The sequence below is a fragment of the Kaistia adipata DSM 17808 genome, from assembly GCF_000423225.1.
GTDB lineage: Bacteria > Pseudomonadota > Alphaproteobacteria > Rhizobiales > Kaistiaceae > Kaistia > Kaistia adipata.
Genome location: NZ_KE383992.1, coordinates 249947 through 269682 on the forward strand (window position 1 = coordinate 249947; position 19736 = coordinate 269682).

The 19736-nt window shown below is 68.6% G+C and carries 22 protein-coding genes and 1 tRNA gene; 8 read left to right on the forward strand and 15 right to left on the reverse strand.

What is annotated here, in order from left to right; genetic code table 11:
• The first annotated feature begins 161 nt into the window (after positions 1-161).
• The 4 genes from typA (at position 162) to G539_RS0121410 (ending at position 3831) form a co-directional block, all read left to right on the forward strand.
• Positions 162-1982 (forward strand): translational GTPase TypA, encoded by a 1821-nt coding sequence (gene typA, locus G539_RS0121395; RefSeq protein ID WP_029077019.1) that lies wholly within the window; start codon positions 162-164, stop codon positions 1980-1982.
• A 175-nt stretch (positions 1983-2157) separates the two neighbouring features.
• On the forward strand, positions 2158-2670 hold the full coding sequence (locus G539_RS0121400; RefSeq protein ID WP_029077020.1) for a GNAT family N-acetyltransferase: 513 nt from the start codon (positions 2158-2160) through the stop codon (positions 2668-2670).
• A gap of 137 nt (positions 2671-2807) precedes the next feature.
• Positions 2808-3338, forward strand: coding sequence for an inorganic diphosphatase (gene ppa / locus G539_RS0121405; RefSeq protein WP_029077021.1), 531 nt, complete (start codon positions 2808-2810; stop codon positions 3336-3338).
• 4 nt (positions 3339-3342) lie between these two features.
• Positions 3343-3831 carry a DUF3828 domain-containing protein gene (locus G539_RS0121410; RefSeq protein ID WP_029077022.1) on the forward strand — a complete coding sequence of 163 codons (489 nt, stop codon included), beginning with the start codon at positions 3343-3345 and terminating at the stop codon, positions 3829-3831.
• Between the two features lie 17 nt (positions 3832-3848).
• On the opposite strand, the gene G539_RS0121415 is transcribed toward G539_RS0121410, so the two are convergent.
• On the reverse strand, positions 3849-4166 hold the full coding sequence (locus tag G539_RS0121415) for a DUF167 family protein (RefSeq protein ID WP_029077023.1): 318 nt from the start codon (positions 4164-4166) through the stop codon (positions 3849-3851).
• A complete protein-coding gene (locus G539_RS0121420) occupies positions 4163-4453 on the reverse strand; it encodes a YggT family protein (RefSeq protein ID WP_029077024.1) in 291 nt (96 codons plus the stop codon). The genes G539_RS0121415 and G539_RS0121420 overlap by 4 nt, the downstream gene beginning before the upstream one ends.
• Positions 4454-4628: 175 nt before the next feature.
• Here G539_RS0121420 and G539_RS0121425 point away from each other — a divergent pair.
• A tRNA-Ala gene (locus tag G539_RS0121425) sits at positions 4629-4704 on the forward strand.
• A 170-nt stretch (positions 4705-4874) separates the two neighbouring features.
• Here G539_RS0121425 and G539_RS0121430 read toward each other — a convergent pair.
• The 3 genes from G539_RS0121430 to G539_RS0121440 all read right to left on the reverse strand — a co-directional run bounded on the left by G539_RS0121430 (position 4875) and on the right by G539_RS0121440 (position 6835).
• Positions 4875-5483 carry an SCO family protein gene (locus G539_RS0121430; RefSeq protein ID WP_029077025.1) on the reverse strand — a complete coding sequence of 203 codons (609 nt, stop codon included), beginning with the start codon at positions 5481-5483 and terminating at the stop codon, positions 4875-4877.
• Entirely contained in the window at positions 5483-6376 is an 894-nt protein-coding gene (locus G539_RS27440; RefSeq protein WP_084640217.1) for a copper uptake system-associated protein, read from the reverse strand. The genes G539_RS0121430 and G539_RS27440 overlap by 1 nt, the downstream gene beginning before the upstream one ends.
• 66 nt (positions 6377-6442) lie before the next feature.
• Positions 6443-6835 carry a hypothetical protein gene (locus G539_RS0121440; RefSeq protein ID WP_029077026.1) on the reverse strand — a complete coding sequence of 131 codons (393 nt, stop codon included), beginning with the start codon at positions 6833-6835 and terminating at the stop codon, positions 6443-6445.
• Between the two features lie 310 nt (positions 6836-7145).
• On the opposite strand from G539_RS0121440, the gene G539_RS0121445 reads away from it, so the two are divergent.
• Entirely contained in the window at positions 7146-8036 is an 891-nt protein-coding gene (locus tag G539_RS0121445; protein ID WP_029077027.1) for a DMT family transporter, read from the forward strand.
• Positions 8037-8257: 221 nt separating this feature from the next.
• Positions 8258-9688: an aldehyde dehydrogenase family protein gene (locus G539_RS0121450; protein WP_029077028.1), complete on the forward strand. Its 1431-nt coding sequence runs from the start codon at positions 8258-8260 to the stop codon at positions 9686-9688.
• A 47-nt stretch (positions 9689-9735) separates the two neighbouring features.
• On the opposite strand, the gene G539_RS0121455 is transcribed toward G539_RS0121450, so the two are convergent.
• The 7 genes from G539_RS0121455 to G539_RS0121485 all read right to left on the reverse strand — a co-directional run bounded on the left by G539_RS0121455 (position 9736) and on the right by G539_RS0121485 (position 17415).
• The gene (locus G539_RS0121455; RefSeq protein ID WP_029077029.1) at positions 9736-10071 is read right to left on the reverse strand and encodes a hypothetical protein; all 336 of its coding nucleotides are present in this window, start codon (positions 10069-10071) and stop codon (positions 9736-9738) included.
• Between the two features lie 130 nt (positions 10072-10201).
• Positions 10202-11287 carry a GGDEF domain-containing protein gene (locus G539_RS0121460; RefSeq protein WP_051231888.1) on the reverse strand — a complete coding sequence of 362 codons (1086 nt, stop codon included), beginning with the start codon at positions 11285-11287 and terminating at the stop codon, positions 10202-10204.
• A 154-nt stretch (positions 11288-11441) separates the two neighbouring features.
• Positions 11442-12803 (reverse strand): SH3 domain-containing protein, encoded by a 1362-nt coding sequence (locus G539_RS0121465; RefSeq protein ID WP_029077031.1) that lies wholly within the window; start codon positions 12801-12803, stop codon positions 11442-11444.
• Positions 12804-13145: 342 nt separating this feature from the next.
• Positions 13146-14729 carry an ABC transporter permease gene (locus G539_RS25740; RefSeq protein WP_035832235.1) on the reverse strand — a complete coding sequence of 528 codons (1584 nt, stop codon included), beginning with the start codon at positions 14727-14729 and terminating at the stop codon, positions 13146-13148.
• Positions 14726-15751 carry an extracellular solute-binding protein gene (locus G539_RS0121475; RefSeq protein ID WP_051231890.1) on the reverse strand — a complete coding sequence of 342 codons (1026 nt, stop codon included), beginning with the start codon at positions 15749-15751 and terminating at the stop codon, positions 14726-14728. The genes G539_RS25740 and G539_RS0121475 overlap by 4 nt, the downstream gene beginning before the upstream one ends.
• A gap of 419 nt (positions 15752-16170) precedes the next feature.
• Complete coding sequence (locus G539_RS0121480; RefSeq protein WP_029077033.1) at positions 16171-16896, reverse strand: glutamine amidotransferase; 726 nt, start codon at positions 16894-16896, stop codon at positions 16171-16173.
• A gap of 39 nt (positions 16897-16935) precedes the next feature.
• A complete protein-coding gene (locus G539_RS0121485) occupies positions 16936-17415 on the reverse strand; it encodes a tellurite resistance TerB family protein (RefSeq protein ID WP_029077034.1) in 480 nt (159 codons plus the stop codon).
• A gap of 44 nt (positions 17416-17459) precedes the next feature.
• Here G539_RS0121485 and G539_RS27345 point away from each other — a divergent pair, with 44 nt between their 5' ends.
• Positions 17460-17663 carry a hypothetical protein gene (locus G539_RS27345; protein ID WP_169516680.1) on the forward strand — a complete coding sequence of 68 codons (204 nt, stop codon included), beginning with the start codon at positions 17460-17462 and terminating at the stop codon, positions 17661-17663.
• Positions 17664-17973: 310 nt separating this feature from the next.
• Here G539_RS27345 and infA read toward each other — a convergent pair whose 3' ends face one another.
• From infA to G539_RS0121500, 3 genes are read right to left on the reverse strand one after another with little or no spacing between them, the layout of a single operon-like run.
• Positions 17974-18252 carry a translation initiation factor IF-1 gene (infA, locus tag G539_RS0121490; protein ID WP_029077035.1) on the reverse strand — a complete coding sequence of 93 codons (279 nt, stop codon included), beginning with the start codon at positions 18250-18252 and terminating at the stop codon, positions 17974-17976.
• Between the two features lie 10 nt (positions 18253-18262).
• On the reverse strand, positions 18263-18469 hold the full coding sequence (locus G539_RS0121495) for a cold-shock protein (protein ID WP_029077036.1): 207 nt from the start codon (positions 18467-18469) through the stop codon (positions 18263-18265).
• Positions 18470-18522: 53 nt separating this feature from the next.
• The gene (locus G539_RS0121500; RefSeq protein ID WP_245576952.1) at positions 18523-19659 is read right to left on the reverse strand and encodes a DEAD/DEAH box helicase; all 1137 of its coding nucleotides are present in this window, start codon (positions 19657-19659) and stop codon (positions 18523-18525) included.
• Positions 19660-19736 lie beyond the last annotated feature (77 nt).

The following is a 19736-nucleotide window of genomic DNA, read 5'->3' on the forward strand; positions in this document are numbered from 1 at the left end:
GCCAAACGGCCGTCAACGCCCCGGCGGCCTACCACCCGCAGGGAAACAACCTCCTCCGGATAGCGGGTTGCGTTTTTCCGGCAATTCGATCATTTTGCGCCGCAAAATCGCCGGTCGCGACGAGGCACCTGTCCGTTGCCGCCGCGTCTTCGGATTCGCACATGACTCTTCGCAATATCGCCATCATCGCGCACGTCGATCATGGCAAGACAACACTCGTGGACAAGCTGCTGCAGCAGTCCGGCTCCTTCCGTGACAACCAGCGCGTCGCCGAGCGCGTCATGGATTCGAACGACATCGAGAAGGAGCGCGGCATCACCATTCTGGCCAAGGCGACCTCGATCACCTGGCATGATGCCCGCATCAACATCGTCGATACGCCAGGCCACGCCGACTTCGGCGGCGAGGTCGAGCGCATCCTGAACATGGTCGACGGCGTGATCGTGCTGGTCGACGCCGCCGAGGGCCCGATGCCGCAGACGAAGTTCGTCGTCGGCAAGGCGCTGAAGCTCGGCCTTCGCCCGATCGTCGCGATCAACAAGGTCGACAAGGCCGACGCCCGCGTCCAGGAAGTCGTCAACGAGGTGTTCGACCTGTTCGCGGCGCTCGACGCCAATGACGAGCAGCTCGACTTCCCGATCCTGTACGGGTCCGGCAAGAACGGCTGGATGTCGCTGTCGCCCGACGGTTCGCACGAAGAGGGCATGGCGCCGCTGTTCGAGCTGGTGCTCCGCCACGTGCCGGCGCCGCATGTCGAGGACGGCCCGTTCCGCATGATCGGCACACTGCTCGAATCCAACCCCTATCTCGGCCGCCTGATCACCGGCCGCATCTCGTCCGGCACCGTCAAGCCGAACCAGATGATCAAGGTGCTGGCCCAGGACGGCTCGACCGTCGAGTCGTTCCGCGTCTCCAAGATCATGGCCTTCCGCGGCATCGAGCGGCAGCCGATCGAGGAAGGCGTCGCGGGTGACATCGTCGCCATCGCCGGCATGACCAAGGGCACCGTCGCCGACACCTTCGCCGATCCGGCCGTCACCGAGCCGATCAAGGCGCAGCCGATCGATCCGCCGACCGTGTCGATGACCTTCCTGGTCAATGACAGCCCGCTCGCCGGCACCGAGGGCGACAAGGTCACCAGCCGCATGATCCGCGACCGCCTGCTCAAGGAAGCGGAAGGCAATGTCGCGCTGAAGATCGAGGAATCCTCCGAGAAGGACTCCTTCATCGTGTCGGGCCGCGGCGAACTGCTGCTCGCCATCCTGATCGAGAACATGCGCCGCGAGGGCTACGAGCTCGGCGTCTCGCGTCCGCGCGTCGTGTTCCAGAAGGACCTCTCCGGCGAGACGCTGGAGCCGATCGAGGAAGTCATCATCGACGTCGACGAGGAGCATTCCGGCGTCGTCGTGCAGAAGATGTCGGAGCGCAAGGCCGACCTGATCGAGCTGCGCTCGTCGGGTGGCAACCGCCAGCGCCTCGTCTTCCACGCGCCGACCCGCGGCCTGATCGGCTACCAGGGCGAGCTCCTGACCGACACGCGCGGCACGGCGATCATGAACCGCCTGTTCCACGACTACGCCCCGCACAAGGGCGACATTCCCGGCCGCCGCAACGGCGTGCTGATCTCGACTGACCAGGGCGAGGCCGTCGCCTTCGCGCTGTGGAACCTCGAGGATCGCGGCCCGATGATGATCGAGCCGGGCTGGAAGGTGTATGGCGGCATGATCGTCGGCGAGCACACCCGCGACAACGACCTCGAGGTCAACGTGCTCAAGGGCAAGAAGCTCTCCAACGTGCGCGCCGCCGGCAAGGACGAGGCCGTCCGCCTCACCCCGCCGATCCGCATGACGCTGGAGCGCTCACTGTCCTGGATCTCCGACGACGAGCTGGTCGAAGTGACGCCGAAGTCGATCCGCCTGCGCAAGGCGATCCTCGACCCGATCGAGCGCAAGCGCGCCGACCGCTCCGCCAAGGCGAGCTGAGCCCAGGCGAGCGGACCGAGGCGGGCTGAGCCAGGGCGCTCGGCACGCAACCGTTCCGTGCCGGCGCGTTCCGACGCGCCGGCACGATCCCGTGCCGGCATGCCGCCGCGACTCGTGACACGGGAACGCAAAATCCCCCTTCCCCGACGCGAAGAGCGGACATATCTTGATCCGCATGAGCACGCTGTCGATCGGTGTCCGTCGAGCAGAAGCGGGTGACGCGGAGGCAATTACCGCGGTGCACGACAGTGCTTGGCGACAAGCCTATGACGGGCTGATCCCCGCCCGCGAACTCGGTCGCATGATCACGAGGCGCGGCGAGGCCTGGTGGAGCCGGGCCATCCGGCGCGGCACCGGCATCGTCGTCATCGACGTCGGCGGCATGGTGGTCGGCTACGCCACCTTCGGTCCGAACCGGGCGCGCAACCTCGTCCAGCGCGGCGAGATCTACGAGATCTACATGCGGCCGGAATATCAGGGCGTCGGCCTCGGCACCCGCCTGTTCCTGGCGGCGCGGCGCGAGCTGCTGCGGCACGGCTTCGATTCCGCCGTGGTCTGGGCGCTGGCCGACAACGACGCCGCCTGCCGCTTCTACAAGAACGCCGGCGGCCGCAAGGTGGCGCGCGGCAGCGAGCGCTTCGGCGACAAGACGCTGGCCAAGGTCGCCTTCGCCTTCGCCCGCGGCTGAGCTCCCCTCCCCCTCCCGACGACCCTCCAGCCTCCCGCGAAAGCCGCCGTCTTTGCTGCGCTGCGATAGATTGGCACTTGCGGCCCGGGATGGCGCCTCGTAAAGGGAACCCGCCCATTTCCTATCGAGGTACCGCCATGCGCATCGACGCTGTTCCGATCGGCAAGAATCCCCCGCACGACATCAACGTCATCATCGAGGTGCCGGTCGGCGGCGAGCCGATCAAGTACGAGATGGACAAGGACGCCGGCGCGCTCTACGTCGACCGCTTCCTCTACACTCCGATGCGCTATCCCGGCAATTACGGCTTCGTCCCGCACACGCTGTGCGGCGACGGCGACCCGATCGACGTGCTGATCGCCAACCAGCGCGCCATCGTCCCCGGCGCGATCATGAGCTGCCGCCCGGTCGGCGTTCTGAAGATGCGCGACGAGGGTGGCGAGGACGAGAAGATCCTGGCCGTGCCGTCGACCAAGCTGACCCGCCGCTACGAGAAGGTCGAGTCCTACAAGGACCTGCCCGAGATCACGCTGCAGCAGATCGAGCACTTCTTCCGCCACTACAAGGATCTCGAGAACGGCAAGTGGGTCGAGATCATCGGCTGGGGCGACCGCGAAGAGGCGCAGCAGCTGATCCTCGACGCCATCGAGCGCGCCAAGAAGGCCTGATCCGATGTCGCTCACGCGGCGCGGCGTCGCGCATCTCTTGCTTGCCGCGACGCTCGGCGTGGGCCTCGCATCGACACACACCGGATCGTCGGTCGCTTCCGACGATCCGCAGGCCTTCGTCGCCGCCATCTACGATACCTATGCGGATGGCGGTCTCGGCCTGCCGCTCGACGCGGCCGAGACGGTTCAGCGCCTGTTCGAGCCGCGGCTCGCCGCCATGATCCTCGACGATCATGCGCAGGCGGCCGAGCTCGGCGACGCGCCGAAGCTCGGCGCCGACCCGTTCGTCGACGCGCAGGACTGGGATCTCGCCGAGATCCGCGTCGCCGTCGAGGCGGTGACGCCGGATCGGGCCGAGGGACATGTCGCCTTCGCCAATTTCGGCGAGCCGAAGCGCGTCGACCTGGAGCTGGTGCGCGGCGAGGACGGCGACTGGCGGATCCGCGACATCCTCTGGCAGGAAGGTTCCCTGCGCGGCCTCTATACGCACTGACGCGCGCGACGCGAGCCTCAGTCGTCGGCCAGCGCCGCCAGCCGCGCCGCGAGCGCCGCGACGTCGCCGTCGACGCGCAGGCTCTTCAGCCGCGCCGTGTGGCCGGAGACCAGCGTGACCGCCGAACGCGGCACGCCGAGCGCCTTGGCGAGCACCCCTTCGAGCGCCGCATTGGCCGCGCCCTTGTCCGGCGCGGCGCGCACCCGCGCCTGCAGCACCATCCGCCCGTCCGAAAGCGCCACGACGCCATCCAGCGCGTCGCGGCCGCCCTTCGGCGTCAAGCGGAGCTGCACGACGACATGGCCCTCGCCGACGCGATAGAAGGCTCCGCTCAAAAGACGTTCGGGTAGACGTAGCGGATGATCACCTGCTGCACGAGGATGATGCCGAGCAGCAGGATGACGGGCGAGATGTCGATCGCGCCGAGATTCGGCATGAAGGCGCGGATGCGGCGCAGCGCCGGCTCGGTCGCCTGGTACAGGAAGCGGCCGATCGAGTTGACGATCTGGTTGCGCGGGTTGACCACGCCGAAGGCAAACAGCCAGCTGAAGATGGCGCTGGCGATCACGACCCACCAATAGAGGTTGAGGGCGATCATTACGACGTCGAGGATGGCGCGCATGGGGCTCCGGGGACGATCTTGGAGAAATCGGGAGCTTCTCATGTAGCGGCGGCCCCGCCCGGCCGCAACCCGGCGCGCGACGGCACGCCGCCATCGCCTTGCCGGTTGACAGCGGCGCCGAGCCGCTTGACAGGGGTCCGCCTCCCCCTCTAAATGGCCGCCGTCGCGACGCGACGGGGCCGTAGCTCAGATGGGAGAGCGCTGCAATCGCACTGCAGAGGTCAGGGGTTCGATTCCCCTCGGCTCCACCAAATTTCCCAAGCCTGCCATTCTAAAAAGCCGCCTGCACGCGCCCTTGGCGTCGCGCCCGACCGCCCGCCTCGACGGCGCGCTTGCCGCCGGTCGATCGCAACGGGCTCGGCGCCGGACCCGACGGCGACGCGGCAGGGCCATCCCTGCCCCGCCGCCGCCCATGGGCCCTTCAGGCGCCGGCGACCAGCCGCCTCAGCTTTTCCAGCATGGTGTCGCGCGCCTCGCCATAGGCGAGCGTGCCGACGAACTGGCCGTCCTGGTCCATCAGATAGACTGAGGCGGTGTGGTCGATGGTGTAGTCGCCGCCCTCGATCGGGACGCGCTTGTAGTAGACGCGATAGGCCCTGGTCACCGTCTCGATCTCGGCCTCGGTGCCCGACAGGCCCTGGATGCGGCTGTCGAAGGCCGAAGTGTAGCTGGCCAATTCCTCCGGCCCGTCACGCCCCCAGTCGACCGAGACGAAGGCGAAGTTCAACTTGTCCGCCTCGGGACCGAGCTCCTTGATAAGCCCGGACAACTCATAGAGCGTCGTCGGGCAGACCTCGGGGCAGAAGGTGAAGCCGAAGAAGATGGCGGTCGGCTTGCCGAGGAAATCGCGCTCGCTCACCGCCCTGCCGTCGCTGCGCGTCAGCGCGAAGGGGCCGCCAATACTGGCGGCCCCCGTCACGATCGTTCCGGTCGGCGACTGCCGCGAGCTCACCAGCGCCGCGAAGCCGACCAGCGCGAGGACGACGGCAAGCGCGCCGCCGGCCAGGAGGCCTATGTGCCGAGGGCGCATCAAGGCTTCCCCCCGTGGCCGCTGTGATTGCCTTCCTCGTCCATCCGCACGACCCCCTCGAACAGCGAGAACTTCGCCACGACCTTCGGATCGAGCTTGGCCTCGGCAACAGCCAGATCGACCGTCAGCGCCGCCGCATCCTTCGCGGGCACGCCGGCCTTGATCAGGCTGTCCGCCGACTTCAGCTCGTCGCCGCCGCACAGGACGACGCTCCAGGCCTTGCCCTGGCGCCGGAGAAGGGCGCGGCCGCCCCGTTCGCCCTGCTCCCAGCCGGCCAGCGCATGGTCGCCCGCGATCAGCACCGGAGCGATGCCGAGGGGTGCTTGCTGGCTGTCCCAGATCGACTTCAAGACGTGCTCGATGGCGGCCTCGTCGCCGCCCGCGCCGGCCTGTGCGTGATCCGCCTGGCCGTGCTGCGCGCCATGGCCGCCATGCTCCATCGCCGGGGCGCCGAGCGGGCCTGCCGAAAGCTCCACCTCGACCGTGCCGGCATGCTCGAAGCGGAGCGTGACGGGGATCTTGGCGCCTTCGCGGATGGGTTCCTTGAGGTCGATCAGCATCAGGTGGAAGCTGCCCGGCTCGAGCTTGACGGTTTCGCCCGGCGGGAGCGCGACGCCATCGGCGAGCTCGCGCATCTTCATGACGCCATCGGTCACCGCCATGGTGTGGATCTCGACGCGACCAGAGGCCGACGAGGCGCCGCCGAGAAGGCGGTCGGCCGTCTTGCCATGGTTGGTGAGGGTGACATAGCCGCCGCCTGCGCGCGCCGCGGGCGGCGTGGCGCGAGTCCAGGGATGGCCGATTTCGATGTCGCCCGCCTTGTAGTCATGGGCAAAGGCGGAGGGAGCGGCCAGCAGGACGACGGCCGCGAGAAGACGGGAAATGGTTCGCATGTTCATTCTCCAAATGCGCGAGAACGGCCGGCGCGCGGAAGGCGCGCCCAGCCGTGAAATCAGGCGTCAGATGGAGATGGCGGGCGGCCCCCGGGCCTCGGGAACCAGCCGGGTTTCGGACGGCGGCCCCCGGACCGTGCCGGCCGGGCGCCATGTCGCGGGTCGCGCCTCGACCTTGAAGGCGAACACCACCGGGGAGGAAGGCAGCAGCGGGCCGATGGCGCTCGCCGCCTGGCACAGGGTCGAGCAGCATTCGCGCGCGAGCGCCTTGATGGGATCCTCGTCGCTCGCCCCGCCGAGCGGCGAACAGATGATGAAGCGGGGCCCGGCCTCGGACGCGGCCATCACCGTCTGGGCGTAGGCCGAGATCAGTCCCTGGGAAAGCAGCAGATAGACGACGCCGACCGCCAGAAGGGCGGTCTTCAGCTCCTGCCAGATGAGCTTGCGCATCGCGTCCATGAATCGCTGATCGCATATGGCCGGCGTCTTGTCACCGCGACACTTCTCCTCCGCAGGATCGCACGACCGGCCCACGCGAAAATCCGGACCGCGCGCGGGAGCGCCGCGCGTCCGAACGTCGCCATCGCGTCGACGGAAGCCCCCGGACGCTGGGGCAACCAGGCGGGCCGCCCATCGGCCGCCTCGGGCGCGGCGGCGGCGGGCTTGCGCAAAATCCGGCGCCGTGGCTTCTGCTCGCGTGTCGTGTCGCCCCGGTCCACGCCGACAGCCTGCCCCCAGACCGCGGACCGTCCCGTTCCCGACCGCCGCCATGAAGCCATCCGAAGTTTTCGCCTATCTGTTCCTGGCCCTGACCTGGGGCTTCTCCTTCCTCGTCATGCTCAAAGTCGTGCACGCCTTCGGCTGGATCGGCGCGGTCTCCATCCGCGCGCTGCTGGCGAGCGGCGTGCTGTTCGCCGTCGCGCTGGCGACGCGCCGGCGCCTCTCCTTCGCCGCCGGCTGGCGCCCCTTCACGATCGTCGGCGCGACCACGGTGGCCGGCCAGCTGGTGGGCCTCTCCTTCGCGACGCCGCTGATCGGAACGGCGATGGCGGCGATCTGCGTCGCCTCGATCCCGCTGTTCTCGATGGTGATCGGCCGGCTGTGGGGCATGGAGCGGATGAGCGGGCGCAGCGTCGTCGGGCTGCTGCTCGGCTTCGGCGGCATCGTGCTGCTGGTCGGCTTCCCGGCGGTGCCGGTGACGGCCGGCTTCGTGTTCGGCTGCGCCGCCGCGCTCGCCAGCGCCTTCTGCGCCGCCTATGGCAGCAACTACGCCAATCGCTACCTGCGCCATACGGGCCCGTTCGAGGTGACGATCGGCTCGTTCCTCACCGGCGGGCTGATGACGCTGCCGCTGCTCATCCTCGTGCCGGTTCCCGGCGTGCCGCAGCCGGTCGACTATCTCTACCTGCTGCTGCTTGGCGGCCTGATGAGCGCGATCGCCTATGTCACCTATTTCTGGCTGCTCGGGCGGATCGGCGCGACCCGCACCATCAGCGTCGAGTTCGTCGTCACCGTCGTCGCCGTGCTGATCGGCGCCGGCCTGCTCGGCGAGCCGCTGACCGCGATCCAGCTCGTCGGCGCCGCCGTGATCATCGCCGGCTGCGCGCTCGTGCTCGGCCTCGTCCCCCGGCGCTCGGCCGGCGCCGGGGCGAAGGGCTGACCCGGCCGGCCCCAGCCGGGCCATGCCGGCCGGCCGCCGCTCGCCCGCGACCTATTGCGCGCCACCATGGACGCGCCGACGACGAGGCACCATGTTGAGCCCGAAGCCGGGGAGCCAAGGCTGCCGATCGATCAGGACGGCGACCGAAGGCGCCCGCGGTGGTTGAACAAAGCGGTCGGACTGGCCAATCTGGCGCCACCGACAGAAACGGAGGGCTCATCATGTCGCACAATCTCCAATTCTACATCGACGGCGCCTGGGTCGACCCGGTGGTGCCGAACGTCCTCGACGTGATCGACCCCTCCAGCGAGGAGGCCTTCGCGCAGATCTCGCTCGGCTCGAAGGCCGATGTCGACAAGGCGGTCGCCGCCGCGAAGCGCGCCTTCGAAACCTACGGCTTCACCAGCCCGGCCGAGCGGCTCGAACTGCTGCGCAAGGTCGTCGACGTCTACAAGAAGCGGAGCCGCGACCTGGCGCTCGCCGTCTCGCGCGAGATGGGCGCACCGCGCCAGTTCGCCCTCGACAACCAGGTCGGCATCGGCCTCGCGCATCTGGAGAAGATCGTCGCGGTGCTGAAGGACTTCTCGTTCCAGCACGCCAAGGGCACGTCGATGGTGGTCAAGGAGCCGATCGGCGTCGTCGGGCTGATCACGCCGTGGAACTGGCCCCTGAACCAGATCACCTGCAAGGTCGGCCCCGCGCTCGCCGCCGGCTGTACCATGGTGCTGAAGCCGAGCGAGATCGCGCCGCTCGACGCCATCATCTTCGCCGAGATCCTCGACGAGGCCGGCGTGCCGGCCGGCGTGTTCAACCTCGTCAACGGCGACGGCCCGACCGTCGGCGAGGCGCTTTCGAGCCATCCCGACATCGACATGATGTCGTTCACCGGCTCGACCCGCGCCGGCATCCTGGTGGCGAAGGCGGCGGCCGACACGGTCAAGCGCGTCGCCCAGGAGCTCGGCGGCAAGTCGGCCAACATCCTGTTCCCGGACGTCGATTTCGCCGTCGCCGTGAAGAAGGGCGTCGCCGGCTGCTTCGGCAATAGCGGCCAGTCCTGCAACGCGCCGACGCGCATGTTCGTGCCGCGCGACCGCCAGGACGAGGTGATCGGCTATGCCCGCGAGGCGGCGGAGACGTTCGTCGTCGGCCCGGCCGATGCGCCGGAGAGCAAGCTCGGCCCGGTCGTCAGCCAGGTTCAGTACGACAAGATCCAGGGCCTGATCGAAAGCGGCATCGCCGAAGGCGCGACGCTGGTCACCGGCGGACCCGGCCGCCCGGCCGGCCTCAACCGCGGATACTATGTCCGCCCGACCATCTTCGCCGATGTGACCCCGGAGATGCGCATTTCGCGGGAAGAGATCTTCGGGCCGGTGCTGTCGATCCTGCCCTATGACAACGTCGAGGACGCGGTCCGGATGGCGAACGACACGCCCTATGGCCTCGCGGCCTATGTCCAGTCGGCCGATCTCGAGACGGCGCGGAAGACGGCGGCGCGGCTGCGCGCCGGCGCGGTCCACATCAACTACCCGGCCTGGGACGCCGGCGTGCCGTTCGGCGGCTACAAGCAGTCCGGCAATGGCCGCGAATATGCCGAATATGGGCTGGAGGACTTCCTCGAGACCAAGGCCATCCTCGGCTACGAGGCCGCCTGAACGAGAAGGGGCCGGCTCGCGCCGGCCCCGTCTTTTTTCCGAGTGGCCTAGCTGAGCGTCCGCTGCTGGCTGGCGGCGTGGCGGTCGCCGAGTTCGATCAGGCGCAGGAAATCATCGTCGCCATTGTCGAGGCCGAGCCGGCGCAGCGTCAGGAACTCGAGCGATTCGGCGATGTTGAGGCCGCGGAAGCATTCCCGCCCGGCGCCATCGATCACCAGCGCCTCGGTCGCCTCGAGCAGCTCTCGTTCGTCCTCGGTCAGGTCCAGCATCCGGGCGGCCCGGCTGACGGGCGCGCCGGCGCCGGCCGACGAGCGCCGCATGCCGGCATATTCCGCCCCGGGACGGGATTTGCGGGGGTATTTCGACTTCTTGTCCAGCGGCATCGCGGTTGCGCCTTATCGATCATCACTGACGCGATATGGCAGCTCCAGCCGTTCGCAAACTCACAAACCGATCGTCGCAATTTGAACGATCGCGCACTTTTTCCGGCCGCGCGGCGACGGAAGGAAGGCCCTAGTGCCGCGATTCCGACATCATCTTGGAGTGCTTCTCGATCGACATCAGCGCACCCGCCTGGCTGAGCAGGTCGTCAAGCGACTGGCTGCTGCCGGCCTTGGCCTGGACGATGCCGACGCTGACCGACAGCTGGCACTGCGCCGGCGAGAGGCGGTTGAAATAATCGAGCCGGGCCTTGAGGCTGTTGCGCAGCGCCTCGGCGGGCGCCAGCGGCGCCGGCACCAGCACGCAGAACTCGTCGCCGCCCATCCGTCCGACCACGTCGGAATGGCGGACACTGTCGCGCAGCACGCTGGCACAATCGGCGATCAGGCTGTCGCCGACGGCATGGCCGAACGTGTCGTTGACCTTCTTCAGTCCGTCGACGTCGATGATGGCGAGCTGGCAGCCGCGCCCCTTGGCGAGGATCTCCTCGGCCGCGCGACGAAAACCGCGGCGATTGAGCAGGCCGGTCAGCTCGTCGGTCATCGAGAGCTCCTCGATCGCCGCCTTCGCCTTTTCCAGCTCCTCCGCCCGCAGCCGGATCCGGTCCTCCAGCTCGGTATGGACGCGGATGTTCTCGATCGCCAGCGACACCGCGTCGGCGAGCCGTCGCAAAAGGCGCAGATCGTCATCCGTGGGCGCGCCGGGCGCGGCCCAGTAGACGGTAATGGCGCCGATCGGCTCCTGCGCCCGGACCGGCGCGACGGCGAGGCTGCGAACGAAGGTGTGCTCGTAGAAGGCCGGGTCGATCCGGCTGTCGTCGCGAATGTCGGGAACGAGCAGCGCCTGGCGATTCAGCATGGCCCAGCCGGCGATGCAGTCCTCGAGCGGCACGCGCGCGCCCTTGAACAGCGGCGCGATCGCCTCCTCGTCGGCATAGCGGCTGAAATCGCCCTCGCGCAGGATGACAGCGGCGCCGTCGCTGCCGGTGATCTGCCGGGCGGTCGCGCGCGAGACGCGCTGGACCTGCGACATCTCGCGGGCAAAGGCCAGCATCTGCACGGCGGCCAGCAGGATCTCCATGCCGCGAGAATAGCGCACCGGGTCCTGCGCCACCGTTTCGGCGGCTTCACCCGTCAGTTCCGTCCTTCGCCCGTGCATGTCCACTTTCAGCCGCCTGCCGCGATGATCTCCTCCTAGCAGATGCCGTACGGTCCGCACAGTCAAACTGTCGCGGGGTCGACGCGGGAAACGGTTTCGGGCGCGAAAGAGCGCCGAAGATGGCCTTCGGCGCCCCAAAATCACGTCATGACCGTCAAAGCGCGGCGAGAAAGCGCTTGTAGACGAAGCCGCGCTTGTCGCCGGCGACGACCTCGCACCAGCCCTTGCACTGGACAACCTGGACCTCGGCGCCCGGCTTCAGATAACCGACCGTCGGCGCGCCATTGTCCGGGTTGCCGCGCAGCCGGACACCGCTGGTGATGCGCGCCGCGCCAGCCTGCAGGTCGGCGACCGAGGCGGCCGGACGCGCCGGCTCGGCGGCGACGGCGGCCTCGACCGGCTTGACCTCGACCGGCTTGGCTTGCGCCAGCTTCGGCGCCGGCTCGGCCGGAGCGACGGCCGCGGGGGCCGGCGTGTTGTCGGCGGTGCTGGCGGCGACAGGCGCGGCGGCGTCGGCCTCGGCCGTTACGGGCGCGGCCGCCGGCGCGGTTTCGGCAACCGGCGCGGGCATCGCATAGGCGGCACGGACGCTCGGATCGACCGGGGCGGTGCCACCGGCCGAGCCGGCATGCGGCGACAGCGTCGCCGGCAACATCAGGTCCGTGCCGCGCAGTTGCGGCGCCTCGACCAGCGCGTCGTCCTTGGCGGCGCGCTCATAGGACTGCTTGGTGGCGACAGCCTGCGGCGGCGCCTCGGCCGGAAGGACGCTGGCGGTGGTCAGGCCGGCATCGACGTCGGCCGAGGCGGACGGGCCGGAATGGGCCGTCAGCGACTGCACCGTGATCAGCGCCCCGCCGGCGACCAGGAGCGTGACGGCGGCGAGGGCGACGAGCGGCCGGTTGAAGGCGATACGGCGCTCCGACCGCGGCTCCTCGAGCAGGAGGTCCGCGCCGGTCGGCTCGCCCTCGGCGACCTTGAGTTCATCGACGGCGGCCGAAAGCCTCTCGGCCAGCTCGCCCGCCAGGCTCTCCTCCAGCGCCTTGTCGGCGACCGGCACCGCGACGGGCTGGGGTGCCGGCGCGGCGGCGCGACCGCGCGCCAGGAGCAGCTCGACGGCGAGGCGGTCCGAATGCGGCACGTCGGCCTTGCTCTCCGGCGCCGCGGAACCCGGCTCGTCCTGGCCGAGCGGCAGGCGCAGCTGGCCGGGCCGCGCCGGCGGAATCGCCGGGGCCTCGTCGCCCCAGAAGGGCGCCAGCTGGTTCAGATCGTTCATCAGGGCCGCCTCGAGCTCGGCGGCGAGATCGTCCAGGCGGGCCAGCGACGGCTCCTCGGGCTGCGCGGCCGGCGTCGCCGGCCGATGCGGCGGAATGCCGATGCTCGGGAAGCGATAGAGGTTTTCGCGGATGGTTTCGTGCGATGCCGGGCTGGCCCCGGTCTCGGCCGCGTCGCCGTACTGGCTCGCCTCAGCGGAACGGCGCAGGCGCAGCGCGGCGCCGGATTTCACGGAACTGGTCATGGTACTCATCTCGACTTTGTTTCGACACGTAACCCCCGCTGCCGCCAAAACAACTCAGAAAATTGGTTGGTTAACGTTCTCCTTGCACGCCCCGGTTTGCACCGGGCCGGGAACAAGAGGCCCTTCGCCCTACTCGACCGCGATCGGCATGACGAAAATGCAACATGGAAGAAGAATGCGGCGACTCTTTGCCGACTGCTTCAGGCAGGGACGAACGACATCCCGCCGGTGCGACGACTGGTGTTCTGCTTGGCACACCGGATCGCCTCCCGGGAGGCTCCGGCGCCTTGCCGGCTCGCGCTTTCCTCACGCGAGCCGGGCGCCAGTACGCCCAGAAACGCGCTAGGCGCTCGGGCGCTCCGCGACCGGCCGAAGCGTCCGCAGCGTGAAGACATAGACCGGCAGGCCCGAGATCAGCACCAGCAGCGCGGCGAAGGGCGCGGCGGCGGCATAGGCGCTGTCATTGGTGTGCGACCAGACCTCGGTGGCGAGCGTCACCACGCCGGTCGGCGCCAGGATCAGCGTTGCGGTCAGCTCGCGCATCAGCTCCAGCGCCACCAGCGCCAGCGCCGCGCCGAGGCCGGGCGCGAGCGAGGGCAGCGTCACCGTGACGAAGGCGCGGAACGGGTTGCGGCCGAGCGTGCGCGCCACCTCCTCGATCTCGCGCGGCACCAGTTCGGCCGAGGCGCGGATCGCCGACTGGGCCAGCGGCAGGAACAGAATCGCATAGGCCGCGAACAGCACGCTCCGCGTCTGGTAGACCGCGGGCAGCAGCCGGATCGACAGATAGACCAGCGCCAGCGCCACGACGAGGCCGGGCAGGCCGTGCACGATATAGGGCAGCCGGTCGGCGAAGCGGGCGAACCAGCCGCGGCTGCGCAGCACCAGCAGCACCAAAGGCAGCGCGATCACGGTGGTGACCAGCGTGCCCGGCAGCGCCAGCGACAGCGAGCCATAGAGCGCCGGCCCGATCGTCTCGAGGCCGCGCCCGGCCGAGACGCCCTTGGCTAGCCAGTAGAGCAGCCGTCCGAACGGCACGCCGAGCGCCAGGACGGCGAGGACGACGAAGCCGAGCGTGACGAAGGGCGCCGTCCGGCCCAGCCGCGCCGGAGCGACCCGGCGGGCCGTGTTGCGGCCGACCCTGGAGAAGCGGACGCCGCGCCGGAGCCACATCTCGCCGAACGCGACGGGCAGGCAGAGCAACATCAGGAGCGCCGACAGCACGGCGGCCGAGGCGTTGTCGAACTGCAGCTCATACTGCTGGAAAATCGCCGTGGTGAAGGTCTGCACGCGCAACAGCGACAGCGCGCCGAATTCCGACAGCATGTGCGCCGCGACCAGCAGCGCGCCGCCGCCGAGCGCCGGCAGCGTGCGCGGCAGGGTCACGTGCCAGAAGGTCGGCCAAGGCCCCTTGCCGAGCGAGCGCGAGACCTCCTCCATGCCGGGATCCATGCTGCGCAGCGCCGCCGCCACCGGCAGGAAGATCAGCGGGAAGCTCTCCATGGTCAGGATCAGGATGGCGCCGGGCATGCCCTGGAAGCCGGGCCCAAGCGACTTCCAGGCGAAGCTGGCGACGAAGGCGGGCATGGCGAGCGGCAGGCAGCAGAGCACGCGCCAGAACCGCCGCCCCGGCAGGTCGGAGCGCTCCGTGCACCAGGCGACGGCGAAGCCGATCAGCCCGGCGGCAAGGGTGACCGACAGGCAGAGCGTGACGGTGTTGGATAGCAGCGTCAGCATGCGGCGGCGGCCGAGCTCGGCCAGGATGCCTTCCCAGCCCGCCCCCCAGGACCGCAGCAGCACATAGACGATCGGCAGCGCGATCAGCGCCGTCGGGATCAGGGCGAGCGCCACCAGCAGCCGCGAGACGGGCTGGCCGCCCGCGCCGCGCGCCGACGCGGCCCCCCGATCGCCGGACGCTTCGCTCAAGCGAGGTCCGCCTCGCGCAGAAGCGCCAGCGCCTCGGCGGCGTCGCCGAGATCGGCCGGCGTCACCGGCGCCGGATCGAGCTCGTCGAACGGCTTCATCGGGAAGGGCGAGACGACGCCCGGCCGCAGCGGATATTCGGCGATGGCGCCGACGATCGCCGCCTGCCCCTCGGCGCTCACCATGAAGGCGACGAAGCGCTGCGCGGCCGCCGCGTTCTTCGACGTCTTCAACACGCCGGCGCCGGAGACGGTGATCAGCGTGCCGGGATCCCGGTTGCCGATGTGGTGAAGCGCGGAATTCATAGTGTCGGCGCCGAGTTCCTTCTCGAGCGCGTACCAGTAGTAATTGTTGCTGAGCGCCAGCGCGACGTCGCCGCCCTCGACCGCCTCGACCGCGGCGGAATCGCTGTTGTAGATCTCGCCGTTCTCGCGCAGGCCCTTGAGCCAGGCGAGCGCCGCGTCGCGCCCCTTCATCAGCGCGACGGCGACGACCTGCTGCTGGAAGGCGCCGCTGTTCGGCGCGAAGGCGACCTTGCCGGCCCAGTCCGGACCGGCGAAATCGAGCACGCTCTTCGGCAGCGTCGCCGGATCGACCATTTCCTTGTTGTAGACGACGACGCGGCAGCGCGCCCCGGCGCCGATCCAGGTGCCGGTCTTTGCCGCATAGGTCGCCGGAATCTGCTTCAGCGTCTCGGCGTCGAGCGGGGCGAGCAGGCCCTTCGCGTCGATCGCGGCGAGCGACGGGCTCTCCTCCGACCAGAAGACGTCGGCCGGCGAGCTGGCGCCCTCCTCGATCAGCTGGCTGGCGAGCTGGGCACTGTTGCCGTTGCGGGTGACGACGGCGATGCCGGTCGCGGCGGTGAAGGCAGCGACGAGCGCCTCGACGGGCGGGCGGTGCTGGCCATTGTAAAGCGCCAGCGTCTGCGCCTCGGCCAGAGCAGGCCGCGCCGCGCCGCCGATCAGCGACACGCCGGCCAGGCCGAGGCCGGCCTGCATCAGCTGACGCCTCGAGACGTCATACATTGGAATAACTCTATGTTATTGCAGTCGATTGTTCCCGTACCAATACCCGCGAGCGCGCCCTGTCAACAGCGCGCGGCGCAACAAGCCTGCCGAAGCGGAAGCGATGGTCACGGGGCGAGGGAGGATCCGGGCCGGCCGGGCGTGACGCGCCGGGCGGGCAAGCGGAGCGGAGAAGGGGGACCGGGGGTCATCGGTTTCGCCCCTTCTCCGTCCGATAGGAGCTGATTACGCAATACCGGAAGATCAGCTTGGCATAGCTGTCGCAAGCTTCCTGCCAAGCGCGACGCGGGCGCATGCCACCAGATGTGGTTACAATTTTAGTCAAATCCGCCAGATCTGGGATTGGTTAACGGCGGATTCACCATCGCCGCATTGCAATCTGCAACGCGATTCGCAGATTGCAACGATTGGCCCGCGGCTCAGGCCAGATCGGCGGCGCCCTGGCGCGGCAGGCGCAGCCAGAGGTCGAGGAAGCCGTCCAGGAACTGCGAGGTCTGCGCGTCGTAGACGGCGCGCCCCTCCATGTGCTGGGCGCGCGACTGGGCCCCCGGCAGCGTGAAGCGGTCGGCGCCGGTCGTGGTCCAGCGATGCATCATCGCGAGCGTCAGCTCGACATGGAACTGCAGGCCGAAGGCGGCGGGCCCATACTGGAACGCCTGGTTGCGATAGAGCTGCCCCTCGGCCAGCAGCCGGGCGCCGGCGGGCAGGTCGAAGCCCTCGCCATGCCACTGATAGACCGTCTCGGGCCAGTCGCAGAGCGCCTCGCCATGCTCGGTGGCGCGCAGGGGATAATAGCCGATCTCGACCAGGCCGTCGTCGCGCGGACCCACCTGGGCGCCGAGCTGGCGCGCCATTAGCTGCGCGCCGAGGCAGATGCCGAGCAGCGGCGCCTGCTCGGCCAGCGGCACCGCCATCCAGTCGATCTCGCGGCGGAGATAGTCCTCGTCGTCGTTCGAGCTCATCGGGCCGCCGAAGACGATGGCGCCGGCATGGCCGGCCAGCGTCTCCGGCAAGGGATCGCCGAATCGCGGCCGGCGAATGTCGAGCGCATGCCCGCGCTCGCGCAGCCGGAGACCGACCCGACCGGGCGTGGAATGCTCCTGGTGCAGCACGATCAGGACGGGCAGCTTTTCAGACGGCGACACGATCCGCATTCCTCGATTCCGATGGCGTCCGGCGGGCGATCAGCCCTCCGACGCCGCCGCGCTCGCCTGGCCGCCGGACTGGACGATCTTCTTCAGCCGCAGCCGGGCGCGGCCGGAGACGCCGAGCAGGTCGGCCACCCGCCAGATGACATTGTCCTCGAACTCGGTCAGGCGGCCATCGGCATAGACGAGGTCCCACATCATGGCGATGATCTGCTCGCGGTCGATCTCGTCGAGCCGGGTCTTCAGCACGCTGGTGAAGCGATAGAAGTCGACCGCCTCCTCGTCCGCCTTGGCGGCGGCGCGGATCAGGTCGTCGGCCGCGTCGGAATCGAGCCCGTAGCGGCCCTTCAGGAGCCCGTGCAGGCGCTGGCGCTCGCTTTCCGCCACTTCGCCGTCGACGGCGATGACGTGATAGAGCAGCGCCGCGGCGGCGAGGCGATGATCGTCCTCGCTGAAGCCACGATCGGCGTCGCCGCCCGTCAGCTCGGCGAGAAAATTGCGAAAAGCAGTCAGCATCCAGTTCCTCCGGTCGCCTGTCCGACGACAGATACGGCCGTCATGTGGCATTCGATGCCCCAAGCTGCACGAGAATGCGGCAAGGGTACGAAAGCGTCGCGCGACAAGCCGACGCCGACGCCAGCGCGGAGTTGCATCCTGCCCCGGAAAAGCCCGATTCGGCCAAAGAAGAAAGTTTCGGCGACGCGCCGGATCCACAATGGATCGCGCACAAAAATAAACCGCCAGCTGATGAGGCCGGCGGCTGAAACAAAACTAAAGAAGAACAACTCTTTGCCCGAACCAAAAAAAACTCGGGCTCACCATTTCTAACTACAACTGGGGATCAAAGAACCTTCCAGTACATTCCAAACCGGGCCTCCGATGACAGCCCAATCTCCGTCGGATCAGCATCGAGATGAATCATCCGCCGCCGACACACGCAGAATATGTGGTTCCCCGGCGGGACGCAAGCGCGTTTTGCCCTCGCGGCGCCACATTCGCAAAATGCGTTGCCAAATGAAAAAGGCCGGCGCGATTGCTCGCGCCGGCCTTCATCTCATCACCTGGCGTCGGATGTCAGCGTCGACGGGCGCCACCGCGGAAAGGCGGCCTTGGTGCCTGCGGAGCAAGCGGTTCGCCCTTGTGCCGGAAAACCAGCCGCGCACGATCGAGATCGTATGGCGTCATCTCGACGGTTACGCGGTCACCCGCCAGCGTCTTGATCCGGTTTTTCTTCATCCGACCCGCGGTATAGGCGACGACGACATGCCCGTTCTCGAGTTCCACGCGGAACTTGGCGTCGGGCAGAACCTCGACAACCGTACCCTCGAATTCGAGCGCTTCTTCCTTCGCCATGTGTCTTTCCTTACGAGACCTTCAGGTCCGTCGCGGACGTCTTGCCGCGACGATCGGTCTCGAGCTCGTACGAGATCTTGGCGCCGTCGCGCAGCGTCGACAGACCAGCGCGCTCAACGGCGCTGATGTGCACGAACACGTCCTGACCACCCTGGTCCGGCTGGATAAAGCCGTAACCCTTGGTCGCATTGAACCACTTCACTGTACCCGTCGCCATGGAAATCTCCTTCAGTCTGGCGGTAGAGAACTTTGCTAACGACCGTCCCGTCGTCAAGCCGCTCGGCGGCGTTGTTGGCCACGCCACCGATTTTTCTTGCTCTTTTCTTGCATAGGCTGCCCGTCCCGAGCCGGCTTATCGCCCCGATGCGTCTCCGCAGCGGGTCTCTGAGCCGAAGACGGGGCTTTGAAATTGGTCGCGACCTCGGGGATCGGACGGCGAATCAGCCGCTCGATCGCCTTCAGACGCGCAGCTTCGCCAGCGTCGAACAGAGAGAGTGCGAGCCCGCTCCGACCAGCGCGGGCCGTACGTCCAATGCGATGGACATACGATTCCGGCTCATCGGGCAGGTCGAAATTGACCACATGGGTCACGCCGGAGACGTCGATGCCGCGGGCGGCGATGTCGGTCGCGACGAGAACCCGGAGCGTTCCGTTCTTGAAACCCTCCAGCGCCTTCTGACGGGCGCCCTGTGACTTGTTACCATGGAGAGCGAGCGTTTCGACGCGCGCCTTCTGCAGGTGTTGCGCGACGCGATCCGCGCCGTGCTTGGTGCGCGTGAAAACGATCACGCGCTCCATCTCCGGATTGGCAAGCAGATCCAGGAGGAAATTGCGTTTCTCGGCCGTCGGCACGCGGTAGAGCCGCTGGTCGATGCGTTCGACCGTCACGACTTCCGGCGTCACCTCGACGCGGACCGGATCCTTGAGGATCTTCTGCGACAGCTGCGCCACCTCGGCCGGCATCGTCGCCGAGAACAGCAGCGACTGACGGTTCGCCGGCAGCCGCGCGATGATCTTCATCACGTCGCGGACAAAGCCCATGTCGAGCATGCGGTCGGCTTCGTCGAGCACCAGATGGGTGACGCTGTCGAGCTTCACGGCGCCGGCCTGCAGGTGATCGAGCAGGCGGCCCGGCGTGGCGACGAGGATGTCGACGCCCTTCTCGAGCGCCCGGATCTGCGGCTGATGGCCAACGCCGCCAAAGACGAGCGCATGGCGAACGCCGAGGAACTTCGCGAACTTGCGCAGCTCGGTGTCGATCTGGATGGCGAGCTCGCGCGTCGGCGCGAGGATGAGCGAACGGGCGGTCTTCGGCGCGAGGCCGTCGGCGCGGCGCGACAGATGCTGCAGGAGCGGCAGGCCGAACGCGGCGGTCTTGCCGGTTCCGGTCTGCGCGATGCCGAGCATGTCGCGGCCTTCGAGGAGCGCGGGGATGGCCTGCGCCTGGATCGGCGTCGGCTTGGTAATGCCGGCCACATCAAGCG